This window comes from Carnimonas nigrificans ATCC BAA-78 (assembly GCF_000526695.1).
In the GTDB taxonomy this organism is placed as follows: domain Bacteria; phylum Pseudomonadota; class Gammaproteobacteria; order Pseudomonadales; family Halomonadaceae; genus Carnimonas; species Carnimonas nigrificans.
On the sequence record NZ_JAGO01000011.1, the window covers coordinates 320,505 to 345,378 of the forward strand.

Sequence of the window (24,874 nt, forward strand, 5' to 3'; positions counted from 1 at the left end):
GCAATTTACGTACCAGCTTTGAATAACGCGGCCCAATAAGGGGCGCAGGGGTGAAAAGCACTTAATTTTGCACCTTTGTAGTGCGAAAGCGTCGGATAATGCGCTTTTTTGAGTCAAAAGTTTCCGATCAAATATTATTGAAACATTGGTTTCATGATGAAGGATGAAACCGGCATTCCGAAGGATAATTATTTTTCACTTTCTATCTCATTGAAAATAAATGAGTAATTCAGCGTATCACGGCGATTTTTACGTTCCTTGTCACTCTGGCCTGCTTTGTGCACTGGACAGGTAACGCTTGGTCACAACGGTCTGAATGATTATGTCTGATAACAACGGCTTGCTTTATGGTCTGGATCAGCGCCTTCCGCCGCTACCCGCTTTCTTGAGTGCCTTGCAGCACGTCTTGGCTGGAGTGGTGGGGGTGATTACGCCACCGCTGATTATTGGCAGTGCACTGGGGCTGGGTGAATGGCTGCCCTACCTGATCAGCATGTCGCTGCTCGCCTCCGGCATCGGCACTTTCTTGCAGTCCAACCGCGTACGCGGCATCGGTGCCGGGATGATCTGCATGCAGGGGCCAAGTTTCGCCTTTGTGGGCGTCTCCATTGCCGGCGGCCTGTGGATCAAGGAGCAGGGCGGCACTCCGCAGGACATCATGGCAATGCTTTTTGGTGTTAACGCCGTGGCGGCGCTGGTACCGATGGTGGTCAGCCGCTTCATTGAACCGCTCAAGAGGATATTTACCCCCGTCGTGACCGGCAGCGTAATTGCCCTGATCGGCATCAGTCTGATCAAGGTCAGCATGGTGAACTGGTGTGGCGGCACGAATGCACAGGATTTTGCAGGACTTGGCAACATTGCCCTGGGCGCAGGCACATTGGCGGTAATTGTGCTGCTAAGCTGCGCGAAAAATAGCTGGCTACGGCTCTCTTCGGTCGTGATCGGCATGGGCGCTGGCTGTCTGGTGGCGTTGCTCAGTGGCAAGTTTCACTTTGAAGGCGTGGGCGATAGCTGGTTTCGTTTGCCTGAACTGTTTCCCTTCGGCGTGCAGTTCAATGGGGCGATTTTCCTGCCTATCGCGCTGATTTCGCTGGTATGTGTGCTGGAGGCGGTGGGTGATCTGACGGCCAATTGCATGATCTCGGGGCATTCGATCAGTAACGCGGAATTTCGCTCACGGCTCAAGGGCGGCATTATGGCCGACGGCATAAGCTGCCTGATCTCCGCCATGCTGTGCGCCTTCCCGAATACTACCTTCGCGCAAAACAACGGCGTTATTCAGATGACCGGCGTCGCGAGCCGTTATGTCGGGCGCTATATTGGCGTCATCCTGGTACTTCTGGGGCTATTTCCGCCATTTGGCGAGCTGTTGCGTCAGATTCCGCCACCGGTGCTGGGCGGCGCAACCATGGTGATGTTTGGCTGTGTGGCAGTGGCTGGCATCCGTATTATCATGCAGGCGCCGCTTGATCGCCGTGACGTGCTGATCGTGGCGCTGACCTTTGGCGTTGGCCTCGTTATCCATTCAGTTCCCGAGTTTTTGGATAATTTCCCGACATTTATCAGCAACCTGCTAGGGTCAGCGGCAGCCAGCGGTGGGCTGGTGGCAATTGTCCTGAGTCTGGTTATTCCGCAACAGAAAAAGGCTGTGGCGCCGGAAGAAGTGGTGCCTGAAGAAAGGAGCAGTGATGATCGCGCTCGATCACTTTAATCATCTGCCGCGCAGCGATGCGCAGCAGCTTGTCGAACCCTGCGTCGCCATTCCTGCATGGGCAGAGGCTGTGGTGGATCAGCGGCCCTACGCGGATCACGCGGCGCTGATGGCTTTTGCTAGTCAGCGTGCGCAGGAGTGGGGGGAGGCCGAGCTTCATCAGGCACTCAGCGCTCACCCGCGCATCGGGGAGCGGCCCACGGGCGAGCAGGCGCATGCGGCGCTGTCGCGGCAGGAACAGGCGGCGGTGAATCAGCAGGATGCGTCACTCGCCGAGCGCCTTCGTGAAGGCAATGCCCGCTATGAAGCGCAGTTTGGCCGAGTGTTTCTGATTCGTGCCAAAGGTCGTAGTGGGGAGGAAATTCTGGAAGCACTCACGCAACGACTCACCCACAGTGAAGAGGAAGAGGTGAAGGAATCTTTGGCACAACTGCGTGAAATTACTTTATTGAGGCTGGCAGGAGCGATTGGCGAATGAGCACACTAAGTACCCATATTCTGGATGTTTCCACCGGCAAACCGGCGCAAGGGGTGGCTGTTACGCTGCTGCATGAAGGTGAGGTGGTTGCCACCAGCACAACTGACGCCCAGGGGCGAATCTCCGCACAGGTGTTCGGGGAGTGTGAAGCGGGGCGCTATCAACTGGTGGCAGAAATTGGCGACTGGTTTACCCGTCATGAGCGCGACACCTTGTATGTGCAGGCGCAGATAGATGCGGTGCTGTCGTCCGCGGCGGATGAGCACTATCACCTGCCGTTTTTGATCGCCCCGGGGGGCTGGTCAACCTACCGCGGCAGCTAAGCGGGAAATGGCGCTTGATCCGCGCTCCTCTAACGGTGTTGCGTGCCGTTGTTTGTGAGGGGCGCTCCTCGGATTTCATTCGGCGCGGTCTTGATTCACGTCCCTTGCTGAAATAGGCACGAAGGAGCGGGCGGTTACCTGTTCTCAGCCATAGCCCGCTCTGCCTGCTCTCACCCCTGATTCATCTGACTAACGTGGGCGGCGACGATTCGCCAGCCGCAGGGAAAACGCACCCACGTTTGCTGCTGGCGGCCAATGCGTTCGCTTCCTTCCCGGGTAAATTCGGTACTGCATACGGCCATATCATCGCCAAATGTGACGATATGAGGATGGCGTAATTCACGGGCCAGCCCCTTTGTTGGTCGTGCATTGCGAAAGGCGCGAATCGCCTCGATACCGTAAAGGTTTTCTCCGGCACCCAGCCGCACCGTGTGCTCATCCTCCCAGAACAGCTCGTCCAGCACTGCAATATCGTTGCTGACCAGCGCCTCTTCATAACGATAAAAAGCCGCGGTTACTTCGGCCAGCACCTGCGGCTGGTTAATGGTTATCTGACTGCTCACTGCTTCTCTCCATGCTCTTTTGATGAAAGGAATACACGCCTGAGCGGGCACCTTGCGGGAAGCTGGTTCGACTGCCGGGCTATTGAGCGCCTGACGTGAGTCAGCCAAGCGCGATGTGACAGCCGAACCTTGATGATGAAACGCGCTGCTAGAAACCCGCTGCCGAGCCGTTGCTGCGCGGATCGAACGCGCCTTCCAGCAGACCGTTGGGGTGGCGAACCACCGCCCCCGCGTGGCCCACTGCCTCACTGAACTCCGGCAGTAGCTCAACGCTATGCCCCAAACCCTGCAAGCGGGCGATGGTGTCGGGTGCCAGGCGGCTCTCTATCTTCAGCGAATCCGAGGTTTGTCCCCAGGTACGCCCCAACAGCCAGCGCGGTTGCGCAATGCTTTGTTGAAGCGGCACCCCTTGCAGAGCGTAGCGGGTGAAGAGGGCGGCCTGGGTTTGTGGCTGCCCATCGCCACCCATGGAGCCATACACCATCACGCGGCCATCATGAAGGCGCGCGGCGGCGGGGTTGAGGGTGTGGAAGGGCTGTTTGCCCGGCGCCAGTGCAAGCAGATGGGTGGGGTCGAGGCTGAAGGAAGCGCCGCGGTTCTGCCACACAATGCCTGTGTCGGGGAGCACCACACCGCTACCAAATTCATGGTAGATGCTTTGAATGAAGGAAACCGCCAGACCGCTGTTGTCGATGGCCCCCATCCACACGGTATCGCCGGGGCCTTTGCCTGCGCCCCATGGAGCGGCGTGCTGCTCATCGACCTGCTGGGCAAGCTGATCCAGCGACGAGTCAGCCAGCAGGCGCTGAATATCAACATCAAGATGTAGCGGGTCGGTGATATGGGCGTCGCGCAGGCCAAAGGCCAGTTTGGTGGCTTCGACAATGCGGTGAATCGTCTGGGCATCATCGGCATTCTGTAGGCCCAAACGGTCGGTGATACCGAGAATCGCCAGCGAGACCAGCCCCTGCGTCGGGGGAGCGAGGTTCCACAGCTCGCCATGTGAATGTTGCAGCGCCAACGGAGAGCGTCGCTGTGCTTCATGACGGTGCAAGTCATCCAGGGTGATCGGCAGGCCATGCTGCGCCATTCCCTGCGCGATCCGCTCCGCCAGCGGGCCACGATAGAAGCTGTCGAGTCCTTCTTCGACCAGCTGTTTGAGCGTTGCCGCCAGCTCGGGCTGCACGAAGCGGCTGCCGATCTCAGGGGGCTGCCCATCGGTCAAAAAGGTCTCGGCAAAGCCCGGAATATCGTGAAGTTCAGCCAGCTTGTCAGCGGTAGCGTGTGCTTGCGATGCTGTAACCGGCGCGCCGTCGGCGGCATAGCCAATGGCATCTTCCAGCAAACGGGCCAGCGGCAGCGCTTTACCGGTGATCTCCTGCGAGACGTTGAGTGCCTCGTTCCAGCCGCTGACAGTGCCCGCGACGGTGAGCGCGGCCCGAGGCCCACGGTGGGGAATGTGGGTGAGATCCGCATAGGCTTCCAGTGACGCCAGACTGCCCGCAGCACCGCTGGCATCAATGGTGATCGGATCGCCTTCGGGGGGCACGATCAGCCAGAAGCCGTCACCGCCGATTCCGTTCATGTGGGGATAGACCACGGCGATGGTTGACGCCGCCGCCACCATCGCCTCTATGGCACTTCCCCCTTCCCGCAGCACGGCAACCGCACTTTGGCTTGCCAAGTGATGGGGAGTGACCACCATTCCGTGCGTGGACACGTTACTCTGCATATGGGCTATCCTTCTGATTTTATGATGATTCTAGCTTGCAAAAACTGTTCCACATCAAACACAAGCACCTTCCCTTAAGCGTGTAGCCTTTGGAAGGTGCCCCTTCTGCACGACTGGTGATGCGTGCCATAACGATTATTTTAGCGCCACTTCCTCCCAGCAAACCTGCCTGAAAACCTTTCCAGCGCTTCACCAATGCCAGCAGTGTAGCGACTCCGCTGCGAAGGAATACAGCGCGGCGAGCCATGTTCAAGACTGGTGGCGCGATTCCTGCAAAGGGGAGGGCGTGCGGACCATATCGAGCACCTTGTCTCGCGGCAGCGGGCCAGGCGACGGAGTTTCAGTGGGAGATGATACGGGTGCCGAAAGGAATAAAAACATGCGCTATTGGCAGCATGTAGCGAGCGGCACGGATAAGCGGGGCGCTGTGACTGAAGCCGATGAGCGTGTGAATGAGTAGCGCCTGATGACTCATCTGCGATTGCGCTGTGCTGTTTAATCTGTCATTAATTTATTTAGCACGGCTATTTATAACCAATAATAATAAAAAATTCCGTGCTATCCCTACTGCGTTCTAAAAATAACAGCGAAAAGCACAGAGGTGACCATGAAAACGTCTGGTGATTTAAAGAAAAGGCTGGGGCTGCTTGACCTAACGCTTCTGGGCGTTGGCTCAATGATAGGCTCTGGCTGGTTGTTTGCGGGCGCTAAAAGCGCGGCACTGGCAGGCTCCGATGCGGGCTGGGCCTGGCTGTTGGGAGCAGTGATCATTTTGCTGATCGCGCTGACCTTTGCCGAGCTTGCTGCCGCCTTGCCCCGTGCGGGCGGCTTTCTCCGCTATCCCAACTTCACTCACGGGAACGTGGTGGGGTTTGTAATCGGAATAAGCTCTCTGCTTGCCTATACCAGCACTGCCGGTGTTGAAGTCGAAGCGGTGCGTGAATACGCCGTTACCTGGTGGCCTGCACTTCAGGCCGCATCCGGAGGACCGTCAGCGCTGGGCTTTGCGTTTCAGATCGCCTTGCTGGTGCTGTTCTTCCTGATTAACTACTGGAGCGTGAAGGCGTTTGGGCGGGTCAATACGGTGGTAACGTTCTTCAAGTTCATCGTGCCGATGATGGTGATCGTGACGCTGTTTGGTTACTTCACGGCGGATAACCTTGCCGTAGCGCCTCCGCCCCCGGGTGGCCTGCATGGCATATTTTCATCGCTGACCGGTGCTGGAATTGCATTTTCCTACCTCGGCTTTCGTCAGGCGGTCGATTTCGCCAGTGAAGCCAGAAATCCGCAGCGGGATATTCCACTGGCGATCATGATCGCGCTGGGCATCAGCTTCGTGGTCTATTTGCTGCTGCAGTATGCGTATCTGGGTGCCGTGCCGAACTCTGTACTCAGCGAGAGAGGCTGGGATGGTGTGGCGTCGCTGTACAGTTCGCCCTATGCCGATATCGCCATTCATCTGGGGCTTGGCTGGCTGACCTCGCTGGTGCTGGTCGATGCGGTGATCTCGCCTGCCGGTACCGGCAATATCTATATCGCAGGCGCTAGCCGCGTGCTGTTTGCATGGGCCAAAAACGGTCATCTGTTCAAGATATTCTCTCAGGTTGACCCAAAATCAGGCGTACCGCGTGGCGCGCTTTGGCTATCGCTGATTATCTCGATCGCCTGGACCTTGCCTTCCGATTTTCAGGTGTGGGGTGGGCTGATTTCCGCCTGTACCTCGGCGATGGTATTCACCTATATGCCCGGCTCGACCAGTCTGGCCGCCTTCCGTGCCCGTATGCCGGAGATGCAGCGACCGTTTAGTGTGCCGTTTCACCACGTCGTATCGCCGTTGACCATGATTGCCTGTACCTATCTGCTGTACTGGAGCGGATGGAACGTAGTGTCGGTGCTGGTCCCGATTCTGGTCGCAGCATGGGTGATCTATGCCCTGTTTGGGGCTAAAAAGGCAGAAAGCGCTCGGGATATTCACTCAGCGTGGTGGCTGCTGTTCTACTACGTAGCGCTGCTGCTGGTGTCGTGCTTCGGCTCCTTCGACGGCAGCGGAGAGCTTGCCGGAACGGCGGAAAATATCCTCGTTGTGGTGATTGCGCTGATTACCTACTACTGGGGAAGTGCTTCTGCCTTGAAGGTGCCGCGTATTAATCATGATTGATGGGGTGGGGGCTGGTTCCCCCATTCTGGAGCCTGCGCAGGAAGGTGCTGATGACGTCCTTGTCGGTGACTTATTCTGGAACCTGCGCAGGGCTTCACTGTTAGTATCTTTTCCCACGTTATTGATTGATTTCGAAGGGGGCCTCGCAGGCCCCCTTCACCCCCGCAGCCGTCAGGCGCGTCAGGCCATCCACTTGCAAAACCACTCTGCAAGCGGATGATTCCGCGCCTTCCTTATTACGACGTTGGCCAGTGTTGATGCTTTATCCATGGAAACCGTGATAACCATGAAGGGATGACAGCCCATTGAATGTGTGCGCTGTGCTGCTTTTGCACAGCGTCATCACATTCGGGGCGTATCTACCAGCGGGAGAGCGCGAGAGGGACAAGGTTCCTCTCGCATTTAAAGAAAAGATCAGGTTTGCAAAGACGCGAACAGTGAAAAACTGCGTAGGCTCTCAAATGAGTCAGCAAAAAAGCCGCCAACAATGAAGCCCTGCACAGGCTCCCGAAATATTCCCCCTAAATACGCTATTCCGCCAAAGGTGCCCCCGCCAAACCCGCACGGTGACGATGCAATTTGGCGTAGCTATCGAGCAGACGCTGATGACGGTCGAGTCCTTCCAGCTTCATGCTGGTAGGCGTTAGCCCATAAAAGCGCACATCTCCGTTAATCGAGCCGACAACGGCGTTAATGACCTCTTCGCCAAACATACGCGTCAGGTTGTGCTGATAGTCATCGAAGTCGAGAGATTCGTCGATGGCAATTTCCAGCACCGCGCGCATTGCCTGATAGAAAAGCCCGCGCGTAACGGTGTTGTCATTGTATTGCAGGAAGGTGGCGACGCGCTCCTGGGCGTCTTCAAACTGTCCCAGCGCGAGATTGATCAACAGCTTCAGCTCCAGCAGCGTTAGCTGCCCCCACACAGTGTTGTCGTCGAATTCGATTCCAATCAGGGTGGTGATGTCGCTATGTTCGTCGCATTCACTCTCTTCCAGACGTTCAAGCAGGTCGGCCAGCTGGTCATCGCTCAACTGGTGCAGATTGAGGATATCTTCACGGAACGCCAGCGCCTTGTTGGTATTGTCTTCGATCAGATCGTCAATCGGATAGATCTCGGAGTAGCCGGGCACCACGATGCGGCATACCGGTGCGCCCAGATCGCTGTGGATGAATTCGTAGGCTTCCAGCCCCATCTCCGCGAGGATACCAAACAGCGTAGCGGCTTCCTGCTCGGTACTGCCGGAGAAGTCCCACTCGACAAATTCGATATCGGCGCGAGCGCTGAAGAAGCGCCACGACACCAGCCCTGATGAGTCGATAAAGTGCTCGACGAAGTTATTCGGCTCGATCACCGCCTGCGAGTTGAAGGTCGGCGGCATGAAGTCATTCAACCCTTCAAAGCTGCGGCCCTGCATCAGCTCGGTGAGGCTGCGTTCAAGCGCCACTTCAAAGCTGGGGTGCGCGCCAAACGATGCGAAAACGCCTCCGGTTTTCGGATTCATCAGCGTCACGCACATGACGGGGTAGCGGCCGCCCAGCGAGGCGTCCTTGACCAGCACCGGAAAGCCTTGTGCTTCGAGGGCCTGAATGCCCGCCACAATGGAGGGATACTGGTCGAGCACAGATTGAGGCACGTCGGGCAGCGCCAGCTCCTGCTCAAGAATTTGCCGTTTGACCGCGCGTTCGAAGATTTCCGACAGACACTGAACTTCAGCTTCGGGCAGCGTATTGCCCGCACTCATGCCGTTACTCAGGAACAGGTTTTCCAGCAGATTGGAAGGGAAGTACACGGTTTCGCCATCGCTGTGGCGAGTAAACGGCAGCGCGACAATGCCGCGATCGCGACGCCCTGAGTTGGTGTCGATCAACTGCGATCCGTGCAGCTCACCGTCCGGGTTGTAAAGGGCACGGCAGTGCTCATCGAGCAGCCCCTCGGGAAGGGTGTCATCCTCATTCAACGTGAACCAGCGCTCGTTGGGATAGTGAACAAAACTGCTGTTGGCGATCTGTTCGCCGAAGAACTGATCGTTATAGAAGAAGTTGCAGCTCAAGCGCTCGATAAATTCCCCCAGCGCCGAGCACAGCGCACTCTCGCGCGTACTGCCCTTGCCATTGGCGAAACACATCGGTGAGGCTGCATCGCGAATATGCAGCGACCAGACGTTGGGCACAATGTTGCGCCACGACGCGATCTCGATCTTCATGCCAAGATTCGCCAGTAGCTGCGTCATATTGGCGATGGTCTCTTCGAGAGGTAAATCCTTGCCTTCAATCCAGGTGTGCTGGCCGCTGTCAGGAGTGCCCATCAGCAGCGCTTGAGTGTCTTCGTCGATATTTTCAACGGCTTCGATCTGGAACTCAGGGCCGGTCTGAACCACCTTTTTGACCGTGCAACGATCAATGGCGCGCAGAATACCGGTACGATCCTTGTCGGAAAGGTCTTCCGGCAGTTCGATCTGGATCTTGAAAATCTGGTTGTAGCGATTCTCGGGATCGACAATGTTGTTCTGCGACAGGCGAATGTTCTCGGTAGGGATATCGCGTGCGTTGCAGTACACCTTCACGAAGTAGGCGGCACACATCGCCGATGATGCCAAAAAGTAGTCAAACGGGCCTGGCGCCGAGCCATCGCCCTTATAGCGGATCGGCTGGTCGGAGATGACCGTGAAGTCGTCGAATTTTGCTTCCAGACGCAGATTGTCGAGATAGTTGACCTTGATTTCCATGAGCGCTCGGATGTTCTGGCTGCTGAACGACACCTTGTGGGGCCGGCAGCGCCAATCAATGAGTGGCAGCAACACAGGCTGAGATGCGCGTCATTATCCAGCTTTGAAGGCTGTTTGGAAAATCGTGAAGGGAGCGCGGCGCGGTTTGCTTTCCTGCGTGTATAGGAAGGCCAACAGCCATTGGCCTGCCGCACTGTTGATGTCAGCTATATTCCAGCGCCTTGAAGGCGTCGAGCCACCATAAGCCCGCAGGGCCGAGAGTCACATCGCGGTGACGCACGGCATCGCTTTGCAGGTTGCGCGGCCAGCCGCTGACCGATAGTTCGACCAGGCTGCTATCGCCATAGAGTGACACCAGCTCACGGGGAAGCTCCGCCCAGCCTAGCCCCGCCATCACCATTTCAAGTACGGCAATGTAGTCAGACGCCGACCATACGGGGCCAGCAGAAGAAGGAATACCGTGGTAGCTGATCCGAATACGGCGGTGGCGATTGAGTTCAGCAATCAGGTGGCGTTCGCTGCGGGCCAGCGGATGATCACGATGGACGAAGAGCGCAACTTCACTGGCGTGGGTAAGAGGCTCTATCACTATCTCAGGAGGGTAGTGTGCACGACGCGACAGCAGCCCCAGCTGTGCTCGTCCACTGAGGATGTATTCGATAACGTCGCCGCCTTCTGCATCCAGCCATTCCAGCTCGGTGTGGGGAAAGCGCTGGCCGAACTGATGCAGAAGTTTCCACCCGGGATCAGGCTGAAACACATCGGAGAAGACGAGCGTCAGGCGGGATTCGACTCGTGCGGTCAGCTGAATGCTGAGCTGGCGCAGCCGGCTGTCAGCGGCCAATACCTCCTGGGCGTAGCCGAGTACCTTTTGGCCCTCGGGGGTGAGGCGCGGATAGCGCTGGGAGCGATCAAAGAGGGTAAGGCCAAGGTCGATTTCAAGATTGGCGACGGCGGTGCTGATGGTGGATTGCGTTTTTCCTAGCTGGCGTGCCGCAGCCGAGAAGGAGCCACGTAGCGCAGCTTCGACGAAGGCTTCAAGGGATTCCGGTGAATAGCGCATAACATTCTCCACAGAGCTTACTTATCCATCGATAAAATCGATACTATCCATTTTTAATATACAGCAATAAGCGATGATAATGCGCCGCACTCAGTAGCAAAGGTAAGGTGCAGGTCATCATGTTAAGTAATAAATCCCTCTCCACGGGCGCTGCCTGGGGGTTCCTGTTCAGCGCGGTCATTATGGAAGTGGTAGGCACCAGTTTCATGACACTCAGCGCGCGTGAAGATGCACTGTGGGGCTACGCGATCATGGCGGCTGCCATCGCAATCTCCTATTTTCTGCTGTCTCAGTCCGTGCGCGTATTGCCTCTCGGTCTGGCATACGCCATTTGGGAAGGATTGGGGCTGGCGCTCATCGCACTGGTGGGATTTTTAGGCTTCGGTGAAGCACTCTCTTTGGCCAAGGTTGCAGGATTTTTGTTAGCGGTAGGCGGGATTGTGATGATCTCGTCAGGGGAGTAATGAACATGCACGTATTACCGGCGGTATTTGTGGTGATGGCGGCTCTTTTGGATATTGTGGCCAACCTGTGCATTGCCAAATCGCGTGGCTTTTCACGCCTTGGCTGGGGATTCGCCTCCATTCTGTTGATCTGGGCAGCATTCTTCACACTGGGATTTGCAGTGAAAGAGATCGACATCTCGATCGCTTATTCCGCCTGGGGAGCCATCGGTGTTCTCGGCACCGTGTTGCTGGGCAGGGTCGTATTCAAACAGAAAATCAGCTCCCGTAGCATGGTCGGTGTCATCATGGTGATCGCCGCAGTAGGGGTACTGAGCTTTAGTGGGTAGGGGGAGAGCGCATTGGCCGGAATAGTAAAAAGAGCACCAAATAGATAAGACCGTCCTTTGGGGGCGGTCTTTGCATAAGTGTCGGCTCAGGCGGTGAGTGGGTTAGATTATGGGGGCTGCTCTTACAACTATGACAACGTGTGGCGAGTGTGCTGCTATTGTTTCAGCTGTCAGCAAACAGATGTTTTCGCTAACGCATCCAGAGACTGATTGCACTCCCAGTGGTATTCAGAAGCCCCGGATGAATATTCGGGGCGAATGTAACGGCTTCCCCACAATCTCCAACAAAAACTACCGAACCACTTGATCCAGACGGTCAGCGGTAATTTCTGCAGGGGAGTTGGCACCAATCAAGCACATGGTCACCTTCATGTCGGCTTCTATCAATCTGAGCAGATTGCTAACGCCTTGCTGCCCACCGGCGGCGAGTGCGTAGATATAGGAGCGTCCCAGCAGTACGCCTTTGGCGCCCAGCGCCATCATGCGCACTACGTCAAGGCCAGAGCGGATGCCTGAATCGGCGAGCACGGTCAGGTCATCGCCAACCGTTGCGGCAATCTCGGGCAGTGCGTGGGCGGTGGGTTTGGCACCGTCGAGCTGGCGGCCTCCGTGGTTGGAGACGATGATGCCGTCGGCGCCCATGCGTACTGCTTCGCGGGCATCCTCTTTATCGAGAATTCCTTTAATGATCAGATTGCCTTTCCAGCTATCGCGAATCCATTCAAGCTCGCTCCAGGCGATGGATGGATCGAAGTTCTTGCTAAGAAAGCCCATGTAGTCGTTCATGGTCATGCGATGACCGGTGTACTTCTCGATGTTGCCAAACGACAGTGGGCGGCCCTGCAAACCTACGTCGATGGCCCAGTGCGGGTGCATGCAGGCTTGCAGGTATTGGCGCATGGTCGCGTTGGGGCCTGACATGCCTGAATGGGCATCGCGATAGCGTGAGCCGGGCAGCGGCATATCGACGGTGAAGACCAGCGTCTTCATGCCGTTTGCCCACGCGCGCTCCAGCGAGTTCTTCATATAGCCACGGTCCTTGAGAACATAAAGCTGCGACCACTGCTCACCGTTCGCGCCGGCGGCCACTTCCTCGATCGGGCAGACCCCTACGGTTGAGAGCGTATAAGGAATACCTGCCTGTTCGGCGGCTTTCGCGGCCTGTACTTCTCCACGGCGTGCGTACATACCGGTGGCGCCTACCGGAGCAAGCGCAATGGGGAGCTTCCATTGGCTGCCGAGAATCTCTGATTCCAGGTTGGGATTGCCGCCTCCCTGCAAGACACGCTGACGCAGAGCAATCGCCTGCAACGCTTCAGTGTTGCTGCGCATGGTACCTTCGGTGACGGCACCGCCGTCGATGTAATCAAACAAGAAGCGGGGAAGGCGTTTTTTGGCCGCTAACCGGTAATCAGTTGGGCTGGAAATAATCATCTGTTCGTTTCCTTGATAAATGGCGGGAAGATGGGAGGGCGTGAGAGCAGAAACGCAGAGCGATCTATCAGAACAGGCGGGAAACAGCGCTATGGCTGTCGTCGATTCTGGTAATGGGGAAGTGGCCCGCAAGGGCGGGCCACTGACACACTATTGCGCTGGGGCAGTAGCGTTTACTGCTCGATCAGCTCGCTCATCAGGCCCTCTTTGGCCATCAGCTTGCCGTTGTCCGAATAGTCTACCGGAATAGCGACCACCGAGGGACCCTGGGTAGCCATGGCGGCAGCCAGAGTGTCGTGCAGCTGGTCAGGGCGGTTGACCGTAAACCCTTTGGCGCCCATGGAGTCAGCGTAGGCGGCGAAATCGATTGCACCGAATTCTACCCCTGAGCTGCGGCCATATTTATCATCTTCCTGAATCTGCACCATGTTGTAGTGATTATCGACCCAGATCACATGCATGATGTTGCAGTTCAGGCGTACCGCTGTCTCAAGCTCCATGCTCGACTGCATGAAGCTGCCGTCGCCGGAGACCGAGATGATTTTCTCATCGGGACGTACCAGGGCAGCGGCGATTGCCCACGGCAGTGCTACCCCCATGGTTTGCTGGCCGTTGGAAATCAGCAGCTGGCGCGCACGGAAGCTGGTGAGATAACGCGCGATCCAGATATGGAAGCTGCCCATGTCCACACACATGGTCACCTTGTCATCGACCAGATGCTGTAGTTCGTGAACGATGCGCAGTGGATGCACTGAGTGACCATTGTCCAGCGCAGGCGCAATCTCTGCGATTCTGGCGCGCTCTTCTGCCACGCGCTTGAGCAGATCGGCGGCAGCGCCATCAATGCTATGCGGCGCGAGCTGTTCACTCAGCGTGGTCAGCGTTTCGGCAATATCGCCGCGCAGTTCTACATCCGGGTTGTAGTAGTTGTCGATTTCCGCCTGGATCGAGTCAAGGTGAATCACCTTGTGATCGTCGGCGTACCACTTGAATGGTTCGTGTTCTGCCGGGTTATAGCCAATGGTCAGCACCACGTCGGCGTTTTTCAGAAGCTCATCACCGGGCTGATTCGGCCACAGTCCCACACGACCTGCAAATAGCTCAAGGCGCGGCATATCAATAGCGCCAGCGGCCTGGAAGGTGCCCGCTACCGGCAGAGCGGTTTTGTTCAGCAACTGGTGCAGGGCAGCGACATTACGTGGTTCGCTCGACTGCATGCCAAGCAGAATGGCGGGCTGTTTGGCGTTGTTGAGCAACTCGGCGGCCTGCTCGATACCCTGGCGGCTGGCGGCACCCAGACGCGGAATCTTGCCAGAGACCAGCACTTCTTCGCTGACACCTTCACTGTTCATGATGTCCTGCGGCAGTGCCAGGAAGCTGGCACCGGGGCGGTCGCTTACCGCTGCTCGCAGGGCGTTGGTCACTCCTTCCGAAATGGCATTGGGTGAGGTGATTTCAGCGCTGAATTTTGTGACAGGAGTAAACAGGCTGACCGTATCTAGGGTTTGGTGCACCTGCTTCAGGCGATCCTGAAGCGGTACCACGCCGCCCAGTGCCAGCATGGGGTCTGCTTCGGTATTGGCTGTCAGCAGGCCGGTGGTCAGGTTGGTGCAGCCGGGGCCTGAAGTTACCAGTGCGACACCCGCCTTGCCTGTAAGTCGGCCGACAGCGGCAGCCATAAAGGCGGCATTGGCTTCGTGGCGCGCCACAATGGTGTGAATCGTGGAGTCTTCCAGCGCGTCGAAAACGCGATCTACCTTGGCGCCAGGGATACCGAACACCCACTGCACGCCGTGGGCTTCAAGATTGCGGACGACCAGATCGGCGCCGCTGTTTCTGAGCTTATCGTTGGTAGTCATGATAAATACCTGTCAATGAGGGACATTGGCAGACGCCGAGCGACTGCCAATGCGTGATAAGAGCGAGCCAGTGACTCAGGCTTCGGCCTGACGAATGGCTTCGTCGATGTCGGCAGGGTTGAGGTCGGCATCAAGAAAATCGGAGGTGCGCGGCAGATCAATGCGCAGTTTGCTGATGACGCTCAATTGAAGCGTGCCGCGAGTCACCCTGTAATTGAGTACGTGGCCACCGCCATCGCGCTGATCGGTAATGTAGTGAATGTGGTAGCCTGCAACGTTAACCCCTTGCAGATAAGAGGGCGTGCGGAAACCGATCATGGTGCCGCTGCTCTCTTTGAAGTCGAAGGTGGGCTGTTCGGCGATGGCTTCCAGCATCGGCTTGTAAGGGCGCTCCTGGCGCGGCACGGTGCGCGTGCTGACCCATTCGAAATCACCATCAATGCGAATGGCGCAGAAGTGGTTTTCGGAGGGCACCAGACGATCGATCAACGCTTCGATGGCGTCACTGTCCATGGCTTCATCCAGCGTGATTTCGACGCTGGGATTGAATTCGGTCACAACCGCAAACGGCGTTTTCTGATCGTTAGTGGTGGCGCTGGCAGAGCCGTCCGAGCGCAACTGGTGAGCTTCCTTGTCGAAGGCGATCAGTTCACCGTCAAGATTGTCGAAGGTACCCAGCCCAAAGTCGCCATGGGTGAAGAGATCGCCCAGGGTTGTTTCACCTTCATAGACGCCTGCAATCAGTCCGCTCATCAGTGATGTCTGGTAGATTTCAACGCTATCGGAGGCGGCGGGGTGATCATGCTGAGCGAGATAGGCGGCGGCAATGCGCTCGGCACAGTCACAAGGTGCGTTAGTCATAAAGATATCTCCAGAATTATCGGCAAGCCCTAAAACATCGCGCCTACAGCCAATCTCGTCGCTGCGTTCCACTGGTGCTTCAGAACATCCTTCCGTTGAGGGATCTGTACATTATGGTAACTCCTGTGTGATTATTCCAATATATTGGTATTGCTATATTGAGACTATTTTAATATGGATATTCGTCAGCTTAGGTACTTTCTGGCCGTGGCGGAAACGCTGCATTTTACCCGTGCCGCTGAGCATCTCGGGATTGCTCAGCCGCCGCTCAGCCAGCAGATTCGCAAACTGGAAGGAGAGATTGGTGCGCCGCTGTTTCACCGTTTCAGTCGTGGTGTTGAACTGACCGAGGCAGGAAAACGCCTGCAAATTGATGCGCAACATGTCATGGATGCCGCTGAGCAAGCCTTGACCAATGCCCAGCGTGCTGCACGCGGTATCAGCGGGCGCGTGCGGCTGGGGTTTGCCTCTTCAGCGGTGTTTCACGCCAGTATCGCGACAACCTTGCGTGCCTTTCGCGCGCGCTATCCACAGGTCGAACTGGCTCCTCATGAAAGCGATTCTCCATCGTTGATTGAAGCGGTGCGCGAGAGTCGTCTTGATGCGGCCTTTGTGCGCTTGCCGCCCGAAGATGCCGGGCTGGATTTTACCCTGGTGGCCGAGGAGGCTCTGCGGCTGGTATTGCCTGAAGGACATGCGCAGGCAGCAAAAAAGGCGGTTGACCCCGCCGATCTGCGCGATGATCCCTTGATTACCGCGCCGCCCTGGACAAGCCCCGCGCTCTACGAACTGATTCTGGGTGTGTTCCGCCACTCAGGAGGCGAGCCGCTGCTGAGCCAGCAGGCGCCGCAGGTGCCTTCGTGCCCCAATCTGGTGGCGAGCGGGTTTGGCATCAGCCTGATTCCTGAATCTGTCTGTCAGGTGCGCAGCGAAGGGGTGGTCTACCCACGTATCAAAGGCTATTCGCCGCCGATCAGTATCGTGCTGGCGACGCGCCACAACGACCAGACGCCGACCATCAAAAACCTGATCGAGGTGGTCAAGCGCAGTGCGGTTGAAGGTGCTGAAGCTACGCTATAAACAGGAATAGCGTTGCCAGAGACTCACGAGGCGGTGAAGTGTGTTCTGTGGCAGTAGAAGTGAGAAGAAGAGAGAAGAGGACGCTCTTTTTAAAGAAGCAGAAGAGGGCCATCGGCTGCTGCTCGATCCGAGTGGTGTGCGACTATTGTCTATAAAGACTAAAGTCGTAAATAGCTGCTCTAGCCTGTGCTTCTGCGCGCAGGCTTGTCGCTAAAAGGGCTGTTCGCTATTGAATGGGGACGCTTCATTCAGCGACGATAGCGAGTATGTGCGTTGGCATCACCGGGGCCTGTTTCCAATGAGCGCTGAACGAGAGAATAAAGCTGATGTTCAAGTGGCTGCCGCGCACGCTTGTTAACCCGTCTTATGGGTAGCGGTTGCGTTTATATCTTTTCTATCTCACTGAATATTAAGAAAAAATATAATTTTTTGATAAGGTGAGGCGTTATATTGATGCTCTGCGGTGGTGAGCCAGGCGGCTTTTGAATAGCGTTCGGCAGGGAGATTCCACCGCATTTTTCAAGCCAGCGTCGCCAGGTAGAAAAGCCACTGCGCCAGCTCGAAAAATACCCCGCGTGGTACAAGAAAAAAATGGCAGAAAGATGACAATGCTGGTTTTTCTCTACTTGTAAAGCCTCTCTTTGGATCAAGGCGGTTATCCGTCTGGCAGCCTTCCTTGCGCTTTGACTCTTCCGTAGAAGTCTGTTTTATATAGGCAAGCCTTTCAGTCAATGAAGGTTTTTCGAGGGAAAAGGCGTCAGTATCAGTGCGATACGTATAATTTTTGAATAACTCCGCTATCGCGATCTGTCGCTGGTCATCTTCCCGTCCTTCGCATCAATCCGGGATTATTCAATGACCCCAACATTATTGCGACGTGGCTGTGGCATCTTGTGTGCTGTGATCTTCTGCTGGCTGATTCTTAAGTGGATCGGCTGGGCCACTATCGTTGAATTTCGCGCAGACCTGCTCTTTTATACCGGCCAGCATCTGCTGCTGGTGCTGATCTCCATGGCGGCGGCTCTGGTGGTGGGGATTGCGGCTGGCGTCGGGCTAAGCCGCCCCTCCATGGCAGGCAGCGCCGAGCGTTTCATGCAGGTGTTCAATATCGCCAATACGGTGCCACCCATGGCGGTGCTGGCGATTGCGCTCGCCTTCTTCGGCATTGGCGCCATTTCAGCGGTGCTGGCGCTATGGCTGGCCGCGCTGCTGCCTATCGTGCGCAACACCTATCAGGGCCTCAGGAATGTGGATCCCGCGCTGAAAGAAGCCGCCAAGGGATTGGGAATGCGCCCACTGCAATCGCTTTTGAAGGTGGAGCTGCCCAACGCCTGGGGCGTCATCATGAATGGCATTCGCATCGCGCTGGCGATCAATGTAGGCAGTGCGCCGATCTCCTTCCTGATTGGTGCCAACAGTCTGGGCAACCTGATTTTCCCCGGTATCTACCTTAATAACGCTCAGCAGATGCTGTTGGGGGCCTTTGCGACGGCGGCATTGGCGCTGGTGCTGGATGGTCTGGCGGCGCTGATCTCTCATTGTTTGACGGCTTTCCAGGGCAATGGTGCTGTGGAGGAAGCGGCATGAATATCAACAGGAAGGGGATTCAGGGCGCACTTCGTATTGCGCTGGCCGCGGTGCTGCTGGCGGTTTCCTTTAGTCAGGCACAGGCGGCCAATCAGGGCAATATTCGCATTGGGGCAAAATCGTTTACCGAGCAGCGTTTGCTTGCCACCATGACGCAGCTCTATTTACAGCATTTGGGCTACAACGTTGATGTCACCTGGGGGTTATCCACCTCGATCTCCCGCCCGGCGCAGCTCAATAACGAACTCGATATGGTATGGGAATATACCGGCACCTCCCTGCTGACCTACAACCATATAGATGAAGTGCTGGATTCGGAGCAGTCATATAAGCGAGTCAGTGAACTGGATGGCAAGCAGGGGCTGGTGTGGCTTGCCCCGACCGACTTCAACAACACCTACGCCATCGCCATGCCCGAGGAGATCGCGAAAGAAAATGGTGATTTGCGCACCTTGAGCGAATTTGCCAAGTGGACGCGTGAGCATCCCGATCAATACATGCTGTTTGCGATGGATTATGACTTCGCCGGTCGTGCCGATGGCTTGCCCGGCCTCGACAAGAAGTATCACTTCGGTTTCAGCCGTGGAGAAAAACGCTCGATGGACCCGGGGCTTGTCTATCTGGCGCTGCGCAATCAGCAGGCGTTTGGAGGCGTGGTGTACACCACTGATGGGCGCATCAACGCGTTTAACCTACGGGTGCTGGACGATGATCTGCACTTCTTCCCGGCCTATAACGCGGCCCCTGTGGTGCGCGCCGATTACCTTGAACAGCACCCACAGCTTCGTGCGCAAATGAAAAGGATCACGGATCTGCTGGACGATCAGACCATACGTTCGCTCAACACGCGGGTAGATGTCGATCAGCAGTCCGCTAATACAGTGGCACGGGACTTTCTTTCTAAACACGGATTGATCTAGGGCGCCCATGGATTTTACGACGACGCTTAAAAACCTCGACTGGATGCAGGTGCTGACGCTGACCGGACAGCATATCTATCTGGTGGCGATTGCGGTTGGCCTGGCTATTCTGATTGGCGTGCCCTTGGGCGTGCTGATGCTGCGGGTGCGCTGGCTGGCAACGCCGCTACTTACGGCGGCCACCGTGATGATTACGCTGCCTGCGATAGCGCTGTTTGGCATCATGATGCCGCTCTATTCATCCTTCGGTATGGGGCTGGGAGCGGCACCTGCGATTACGGCGGTCTTTCTCTACTCCCTGCTGCCCATCATGCGTAACACCTACGTAGCGCTGGCCGGTATTGACCCAGGTATTCGTGAAGCAGGTCGCGGCATTGGCATGACCTTCTGGCAGCGCCTGATGCGGGTCGATCTGCCGCTGGCGGTGCCTGTCATTCTTGCCGGTGTGCGTACCGCAGTGGTGATGAATATTGGCGTAATGACCATTGCCGCCGTTATTGGCGCGGGTGGGCTGGGCTTGCTGATTTTGAACGCCATCGGGCAGAGCAACATACCGCTGCTGATCGTCGGGGCGGTGATCGTAAGTTTGCTGGCGGTGATTACCGATGCCGTGTTGAACCTGATTCAACGTCTTCTGACCTCCAAAGGGATTGCGTAATGATTGAACTTGACGCGCTGAGTAAGGTATTTCCAACGCCCAAGGGAGGCAGCGGGGCACCCGCAGTGGATAACGTCAGCCTGACCGTCCAGAAGGGCGAGCTGTGTGTCTTCCTTGGCCCCTCCGGCTGTGGCAAGACCACCACGCTCAAAATGATCAACCGTCTGATTGAGCCAAGCTCCGGACGTGTATTGATTGACGGTAACGATACCGCGGAGATGGACAAGGTAGAGCTGCGACGCTCGCTGGGCTACGTGATCCAGCAGATCGGCCTGTTTCCCAACATGACGATTGAACAGAACATTACCGTGGTGCCTCGTATGCTGGGCTGGTCGGCCCAGCGCATGCGCGAGCGTGCCCGTGAACTGATGGCGATGGTGGCGCTGGAGCCTGGTCAGTATTTGTCGCGCTACCCTCGTGAACTGTCAGGCGGTCAGCAGCAGCGTATCGGTGTGATTCGGGCGCTGGCCGCTGATCCGCCCCTGCTGCTGATGGATGAGCCTTTCGGCGCGGTCGATCCGGTCAACCGTAGCGTGATTCAGGATGAATTCCTGCAAATGCAACGCACTCTCGGCAAGACGGTCATCATGGTCAGTCATGATATTGATGAGGCGATCAAGCTGGGGGACAAGGTCGCGCTATTCCGATCAGGGCAGTTGAAGCAGTTTGCGCACCCCGACCGGCTGTTGGCTGATCCGAGCGATGAGTTTGTGCGCGCCTTCGTGGGGGCCGACCACACCTTGAAACGCTTGCTGTTGATCTCTGCCGGTGATGCCGCCGATGATTCGCCCTCCAGTCCGCTGGGCACCCGCGTGGGGGATGCGCGAGCGCGGATGGAAGAAGAGGATCGCCGCTATCTGGTGATTTCGGATGCCGCGGGCAAGGGGGTTGGTTTTGTTCGCCGTCATGATCTGCGCCATGTGGATGATGCCACGCCGATTGATACTTATCTGCGCGAGTTTTCCACTACCGCGGAAGGCGGTGAAAACCTGCGCGTGGTGCTGTCTCGCATGTATGAGTGCAACACCTCATGGTTGCCGGTAGTGGATGATAACGGTTTGTTCATGGGGGAAGTGACCCAGGAGTCGATCGCTGCCTATCTGAGCACTCGTCATGGGGCCAGCGAAACGTCGATCAAGGCCCCAGGCGCGGAAGTATAGGCGGAAGTATAGAAGGGGCGGGGAAGCAGAGGCGAGTCGGCTGACGACGTTATACAAAGCTGCCTGACGCACAAAATGTTGAGGCAGTTAACACGTCTGCCTTTATCAGCGCCGACGTTCAGCCCAGCGCTATTCCTCGCGCGTATCTTTCATGAATAACAGGGCGCGCAGCGGTTTAATGATGATGGGCTGTCTTACAGGTATGGCCTGCTGCGCGTTCGTAACAATGGCAAACGATCTGTTGGCTGGATCAGCTTTTCTCTCCCAGACGCTCCCGGGTGCGGTCGGTTAGCCATTGAATGGCTTGCTCTTCATAGGCGTTAGGCGCTTTTTGCGCTACCTGTCGGGAGAGATCGTTCAGGGAGTGCTGTTTCAGTTCATCGCGCATGGCTTGTTCAGCCGCCAGCATAACCGCATGAATGGAGCACACTCCGCTGGTGGCCCAGCTCGGGACGCCATCGGTAAACAAGGCACAGCGACCGCGTATTTCCCGACAGTTGAACAGGGACTTGCTGCCATCAATGGCTACCACGACATCATGCACGCTAATCTGGCTGGCCGGTCGCGCCAGTCTAAAGCCCCCCTTGAAGCCTTCCGTGGCCTTGACCAGGCCGGCTCTGGACAGTTTGGTGAAGAGCTTGGCCATGTATTCGCCGGGAACTCCTTGCAGTTCCGCCACATCACGGACACTGGCCTCGATGGTACTTTCATCTGAACGGGTGAGATAAAGCAGGCAATGCAAACCATATTCGACCCCGGCGCTCATATAAGACATGGAGATTATTCCGTGATGACGTCTGGAATGTCTTGCTGTGGAGCGGCGGCTGCCAGTATGTCGCTCCGGCTGCCCTGCGGGGGATAGATCCACTCCGTGTTGATCTGCTGCTTAAGCCTTGCCGCGCTGCTGCCCGTCAGTTTTACCTGCCGACCCCAGCCTTCACTATAAACCGCATTGGATGGCCCCAGCGCCAGACAGGTGACATATTTGGGTTGGGAATAGGCCAAAGGGTCAAGACCAAGCAGATCAGCGACGACGTTATAGCCAGCAGAGCGGCCCAGAAACATGGCGTGCTGGCAGGACATCATGGTGCAGTGTCCTTCATCATCGGTGGCGGCTCTTGCACAATCACCCGTTGCGAAAACAGCTTCCACACCCGTTACCTTGAGGCTGCGCTCTACCTGCAAGCGGCCGTATTCATCGCGCTGTGCCGGTATCTGTTCAGTGAGAGCACTGGCCCGAGCGCCCGCTGTCCAGATCACCGTATTGGCGGCGATCCACTCCCCGTTTTCGAGCATAACGCCGTGCTCGTTGACTTCCGTCACGCCAGCGCCAACTTTCCAGCTAATGCCTTGTGCGGTCAGCGCCTCGATAATAGTGGGGCGGGGAGCTGCACCCAGCTCTGGGCCGACCTCGTTGTCACGTTCGATCAGCATCACCCGACACTCGGGGGCAGCGCCAAATATTGCCGCGAGACGGGCTGGAAGCTGAGTGGCGAGTTCAAGTCCGGTAAAGCCTGCTCCTGCCACGACCACCGTATTGCGCTGCTGGCTTGCAGGCTGGGCGGCCAACGACCTGAGATGTGCTTCCAGCCTGACGGCTGCATCAATCTGATCAATATTGAAGGAGTGTTCGCGCAAGCCGGGAATGGCAGGGCAGAAAAGCTGGCTGCCAGCGGCGAGCACAAGGCGGTCATAACTCAGCAGCGTGGTTGGTGCTGACGCATCACCGGCCTGGATGCTCACTTCCTGGGCGACAACATCAATCGTTTGTACCCGTCCGGCAATAAAGCGTATTCCAGCGGTATTGAACAGATCCTGCAAGGGTGCCTTTAGCCCTTCCGGATGCTCTTCATACAGGCGCGGGCGGATGTGAAGAAACGGTTCCGGTGCCACCAGTGCCACTTCAACGTCGTTACGCCCCTGCTGCTCCAGTAAGCGAACAGCGCCAAGAGCGCTCCACATGCCAGCAAAACCGGCACCGATAACAAGAATACGTGTGGTCATGGAGATCTCTTCCGTTCTGATCGCTTGAAAACGTCGGTGTTGGCACGGCATTTCAGTCGCGCCGCTTAACTACGATTATATTGGTCGCAGTTAAGCGGCGCAATCAACTTGCCTCACAATAGGGGAGGGCGGTTTGATCGCGGTCAGCCAGAAGAGCAGCCGCGTGATCGCGACGATCGGACTTTCTGCATCTTCATTACTACTGCACCGTTATCGCATCACGGCGCTGGCAGAGGCGTGAGAAGGTCTCTTGACAGTGGCGGCATCGGGATAAACGCTACCATTCCCGCTATCGGGGAAGAAGTGAAGGAGACTGGCAGTGATGTGCCAACTATTCTGCTAAACGAGGGGAAATACCGCAGAAAATCTACGAACTACGTAAGTAAGGGGGGAGAGTGATATCAGCACGCGGAATGAGAGAAGCAATTCTCTTGGCTATGGCTGAAGGTCAGGGAAAGTACGTGAAACTGACTGAAATGGCTCCCCGAACAGGACTCGAACCTGTGACCCAATGATTAACAGTCATTTGCTCTACCAACTGAGCTATCGGGGAATATCAATGTGTGATGCAGCGGTGCTGATTGGCTCCCCGAACAGGACTCGAACCTGTGACCCAATGATTAACAGTCATTTGCTCTACCAACTGAGCTATCGGGGAACAGCCTTAAGCACGCGGCGTAGTATACTTGGCCTGTTTTCAACGTCAAGCGTCGAAATGAAATTAGCGGTGTAACGTCCTGTTTAAAGGGCGATTGGAGCGTATTCAGGTGCAGAAGAATGGCTGTTTTTCATGGGGATTAGCGTCTTTTGCTTCAATTCTCTCGCACTGCACGATCTTTTTGGTAATCGCGCGTAAATCTGCTTCTCTTGGTCGCTGTACCGTGCTTAGCTGGAATAGCAATCGCTGATAAGCTCGCGTCTCGACGCTTTGCGCGTTATTTGATTTGAATGAAAAGGAAGTGATCATGTCCCCATGGGTTCAGCGTTCCTGTCTCGCTGTAGCAATTTCCTCCGCGCTTTTGACAGCGGGGTGCTCTGCACCGCCGCCGCCTCCCGGTGATCACGGCGATCATCCGCGTCAGATTGACGTTCAGGCGCAGGGTTCCATTGAGGTCGTGCCTGATATTGCCACTATTCACGCCAGCTTGCTGGAGCGGACGCCGCCGCAGCCAAGCGATCAGCAGTCATCGACGGATGCCAGGGCGCTGAGGCAAGCGCGTGACAGCCTGGAAGGTCGGGTAGGCGAGGCTATTCGGGCCATTGAAGGGGCTGGAATCAAATCCCGGGATGTATCCGCAGGCTCCCTGGATGTAGCGCCGGAAATCTTCTATCGGCACGCTAATAGCGATGATCGTCAGCAAATGAGCAGAACGCGAGTAGAGCGCTCCCTCACCATTACCGTGCGTGATCTCGATAAGGTGCCAGCCATACTGAATGCGCTGACCGAGGCGGGCGTCGATAATCTTTCCGGTGTGGACTATTCACTGGCAGATGCCGACAAGGCGAACGACGAAGCGCTGCACAAGGCCCTTGAACGTGCGCAAGCCAAGGCTGAGCTGATGGCGAAGGCATTGGGAGCCAAGCTGGGGCCGGTGCAAAGCATTGAAGAGACCAGCAGTGATGTCAGCCCACGTCCCCCCATGATGATGGCTCGCATGGCGAGCGCCAAGAGCGAGTCGGCCCCAACCCCCGAGTATCGTCAGGGCGAGTTGAACCGCGAGGCATCGGTTCACGTTATCTGGCAACTTCGCTAGCAAG

Annotated in this window: 21 protein-coding genes and 2 tRNA genes; 12 read left to right on the forward strand and 11 right to left on the reverse strand. The window is 56.6% G+C overall.

Translation table 11 applies throughout. The features are described from left to right. The first annotated feature begins 322 nt into the window (after nucleotides 1–322). From L881_RS0105140 to uraH, 3 genes are read left to right on the forward strand one after another with little or no spacing between them, the layout of a single operon-like run. Entirely contained in the window at nucleotides 323–1,714 is a 1,392-nt protein-coding gene (locus tag L881_RS0105140; protein WP_025732643.1) for a nucleobase:cation symporter-2 family protein, read from the forward strand. Then, nucleotides 1,692–2,192, forward strand: a complete 501-nt coding sequence (gene uraD, locus L881_RS0105145; protein WP_025732644.1) for a 2-oxo-4-hydroxy-4-carboxy-5-ureidoimidazoline decarboxylase — start codon at nucleotides 1,692–1,694, stop codon at nucleotides 2,190–2,192. Before L881_RS0105140 ends, uraD begins: the two co-directional genes overlap by 23 nt. Then, nucleotides 2,189–2,515 (forward strand): hydroxyisourate hydrolase, encoded by a 327-nt coding sequence (uraH, locus tag L881_RS0105150; RefSeq protein WP_025732645.1) that lies wholly within the window; start codon nucleotides 2,189–2,191, stop codon nucleotides 2,513–2,515. Before uraD ends, uraH begins: the two co-directional genes overlap by 4 nt. Nucleotides 2,516–2,685: 170 nt before the next feature. Here uraH and hpxZ read toward each other — a convergent pair whose 3' ends face one another. Together hpxZ and L881_RS0105160 are read right to left on the reverse strand one after the other, a co-directional pair. Then, the gene (gene hpxZ, locus L881_RS0105155; protein ID WP_025732646.1) at nucleotides 2,686–3,078 is read right to left on the reverse strand and encodes an oxalurate catabolism protein HpxZ; all 393 of its coding nucleotides are present in this window, start codon (nucleotides 3,076–3,078) and stop codon (nucleotides 2,686–2,688) included. Between the two features lie 148 nt (nucleotides 3,079–3,226). Continuing rightward, complete coding sequence (locus L881_RS0105160; RefSeq protein WP_025732647.1) at nucleotides 3,227–4,810, reverse strand: gamma-glutamyltransferase family protein; 1,584 nt, start codon at nucleotides 4,808–4,810, stop codon at nucleotides 3,227–3,229. 607 nt (nucleotides 4,811–5,417) lie between these two features. On the opposite strand from L881_RS0105160, the gene L881_RS0105170 reads away from it, so the two are divergent. Then, entirely contained in the window at nucleotides 5,418–6,968 is a 1,551-nt protein-coding gene (locus L881_RS0105170) for an APC family permease (protein ID WP_025732648.1), read from the forward strand. 530 nt (nucleotides 6,969–7,498) lie between these two features. Here the strand turns inward: L881_RS0105170 and L881_RS0105180 are convergent. Further along, the gene (locus L881_RS0105180) at nucleotides 7,499–9,697 is read right to left on the reverse strand and encodes an OsmC domain/YcaO domain-containing protein (RefSeq protein ID WP_025732650.1); all 2,199 of its coding nucleotides are present in this window, start codon (nucleotides 9,695–9,697) and stop codon (nucleotides 7,499–7,501) included. A gap of 202 nt (nucleotides 9,698–9,899) precedes the next feature. Then, nucleotides 9,900–10,760, reverse strand: a complete 861-nt coding sequence (locus L881_RS0105185; protein ID WP_025732651.1) for a LysR family transcriptional regulator — start codon at nucleotides 10,758–10,760, stop codon at nucleotides 9,900–9,902. Nucleotides 10,761–10,879: 119 nt separating this feature from the next. Between L881_RS0105185 and L881_RS0105190 the strand changes: the two genes are divergently transcribed. Both L881_RS0105190 and L881_RS0105195 read left to right on the forward strand, forming a co-directional pair. Next, on the forward strand, nucleotides 10,880–11,224 hold the full coding sequence (locus L881_RS0105190) for a DMT family transporter (RefSeq protein ID WP_051464796.1): 345 nt from the start codon (nucleotides 10,880–10,882) through the stop codon (nucleotides 11,222–11,224). A gap of 5 nt (nucleotides 11,225–11,229) precedes the next feature. Further along, nucleotides 11,230–11,553 (forward strand): SMR family transporter, encoded by a 324-nt coding sequence (locus L881_RS0105195; RefSeq protein WP_034578746.1) that lies wholly within the window; start codon nucleotides 11,230–11,232, stop codon nucleotides 11,551–11,553. Between the two features lie 291 nt (nucleotides 11,554–11,844). Here the strand turns inward: L881_RS0105195 and lldD are convergent, their stop codons facing one another. The 3 genes from lldD to budA form a co-directional block, all read right to left on the reverse strand. Continuing rightward, entirely contained in the window at nucleotides 11,845–12,987 is a 1,143-nt protein-coding gene (gene lldD, locus L881_RS0105200) for an FMN-dependent L-lactate dehydrogenase LldD (protein WP_025732654.1), read from the reverse strand. Nucleotides 12,988–13,160: 173 nt separating this feature from the next. Then, entirely contained in the window at nucleotides 13,161–14,846 is a 1,686-nt protein-coding gene (gene alsS, locus L881_RS0105205; protein ID WP_025732655.1) for an acetolactate synthase AlsS, read from the reverse strand. A gap of 75 nt (nucleotides 14,847–14,921) precedes the next feature. Then, a complete protein-coding gene (budA, locus tag L881_RS0105210) occupies nucleotides 14,922–15,707 on the reverse strand; it encodes an acetolactate decarboxylase (RefSeq protein WP_025732656.1) in 786 nt (261 codons plus the stop codon). A gap of 174 nt (nucleotides 15,708–15,881) precedes the next feature. On the opposite strand from budA, the gene L881_RS0105215 reads away from it, so the two are divergent. The 5 genes from L881_RS0105215 to L881_RS12870 all read left to right on the forward strand — a co-directional run bounded on the left by L881_RS0105215 (nucleotide 15,882) and on the right by L881_RS12870 (nucleotide 21,112). After that, entirely contained in the window at nucleotides 15,882–16,787 is a 906-nt protein-coding gene (locus L881_RS0105215; protein ID WP_025732657.1) for a LysR family transcriptional regulator, read from the forward strand. An 855-nt stretch (nucleotides 16,788–17,642) separates the two neighbouring features. Then, on the forward strand, nucleotides 17,643–18,374 hold the full coding sequence (locus L881_RS12865; RefSeq protein WP_051464797.1) for an ABC transporter permease: 732 nt from the start codon (nucleotides 17,643–17,645) through the stop codon (nucleotides 18,372–18,374). Further along, nucleotides 18,371–19,294 (forward strand): glycine betaine ABC transporter substrate-binding protein, encoded by a 924-nt coding sequence (locus tag L881_RS0105235; RefSeq protein WP_025732660.1) that lies wholly within the window; start codon nucleotides 18,371–18,373, stop codon nucleotides 19,292–19,294. Before L881_RS12865 ends, L881_RS0105235 begins: the two co-directional genes overlap by 4 nt. Before the next feature lie 7 nt (nucleotides 19,295–19,301). Next, a complete protein-coding gene (locus L881_RS0105240) occupies nucleotides 19,302–19,952 on the forward strand; it encodes an ABC transporter permease (RefSeq protein WP_025732661.1) in 651 nt (216 codons plus the stop codon). After that, nucleotides 19,952–21,112, forward strand: a complete 1,161-nt coding sequence (locus L881_RS12870; RefSeq protein ID WP_034578632.1) for an ABC transporter ATP-binding protein — start codon at nucleotides 19,952–19,954, stop codon at nucleotides 21,110–21,112. The genes L881_RS0105240 and L881_RS12870 overlap by 1 nt, the downstream gene beginning before the upstream one ends. A gap of 250 nt (nucleotides 21,113–21,362) precedes the next feature. Here L881_RS12870 and L881_RS0105250 read toward each other — a convergent pair whose 3' ends face one another. The 4 genes from L881_RS0105250 to L881_RS0105265 form a co-directional block, all read right to left on the reverse strand. Then, entirely contained in the window at nucleotides 21,363–21,887 is a 525-nt protein-coding gene (locus L881_RS0105250; protein ID WP_025732662.1) for an RrF2 family transcriptional regulator, read from the reverse strand. 5 nt (nucleotides 21,888–21,892) lie between these two features. Then, nucleotides 21,893–23,116 carry an NAD(P)/FAD-dependent oxidoreductase gene (locus L881_RS0105255; protein ID WP_025732663.1) on the reverse strand — a complete coding sequence of 408 codons (1,224 nt, stop codon included), beginning with the start codon at nucleotides 23,114–23,116 and terminating at the stop codon, nucleotides 21,893–21,895. A 477-nt stretch (nucleotides 23,117–23,593) separates the two neighbouring features. Beyond that, nucleotides 23,594–23,669 (reverse strand) — tRNA-Asn (locus tag L881_RS0105260). Nucleotides 23,670–23,698: 29 nt separating this feature from the next. Beyond that, nucleotides 23,699–23,774: transfer RNA gene (locus L881_RS0105265), tRNA-Asn, on the reverse strand. 307 nt (nucleotides 23,775–24,081) lie between these two features. Here L881_RS0105265 and L881_RS0105275 point away from each other — a divergent pair. Beyond that, nucleotides 24,082–24,870 carry an SIMPL domain-containing protein gene (locus L881_RS0105275; protein WP_025732665.1) on the forward strand — a complete coding sequence of 263 codons (789 nt, stop codon included), beginning with the start codon at nucleotides 24,082–24,084 and terminating at the stop codon, nucleotides 24,868–24,870. The last annotated feature ends 4 nt before the right edge of the window (nucleotides 24,871–24,874 follow it).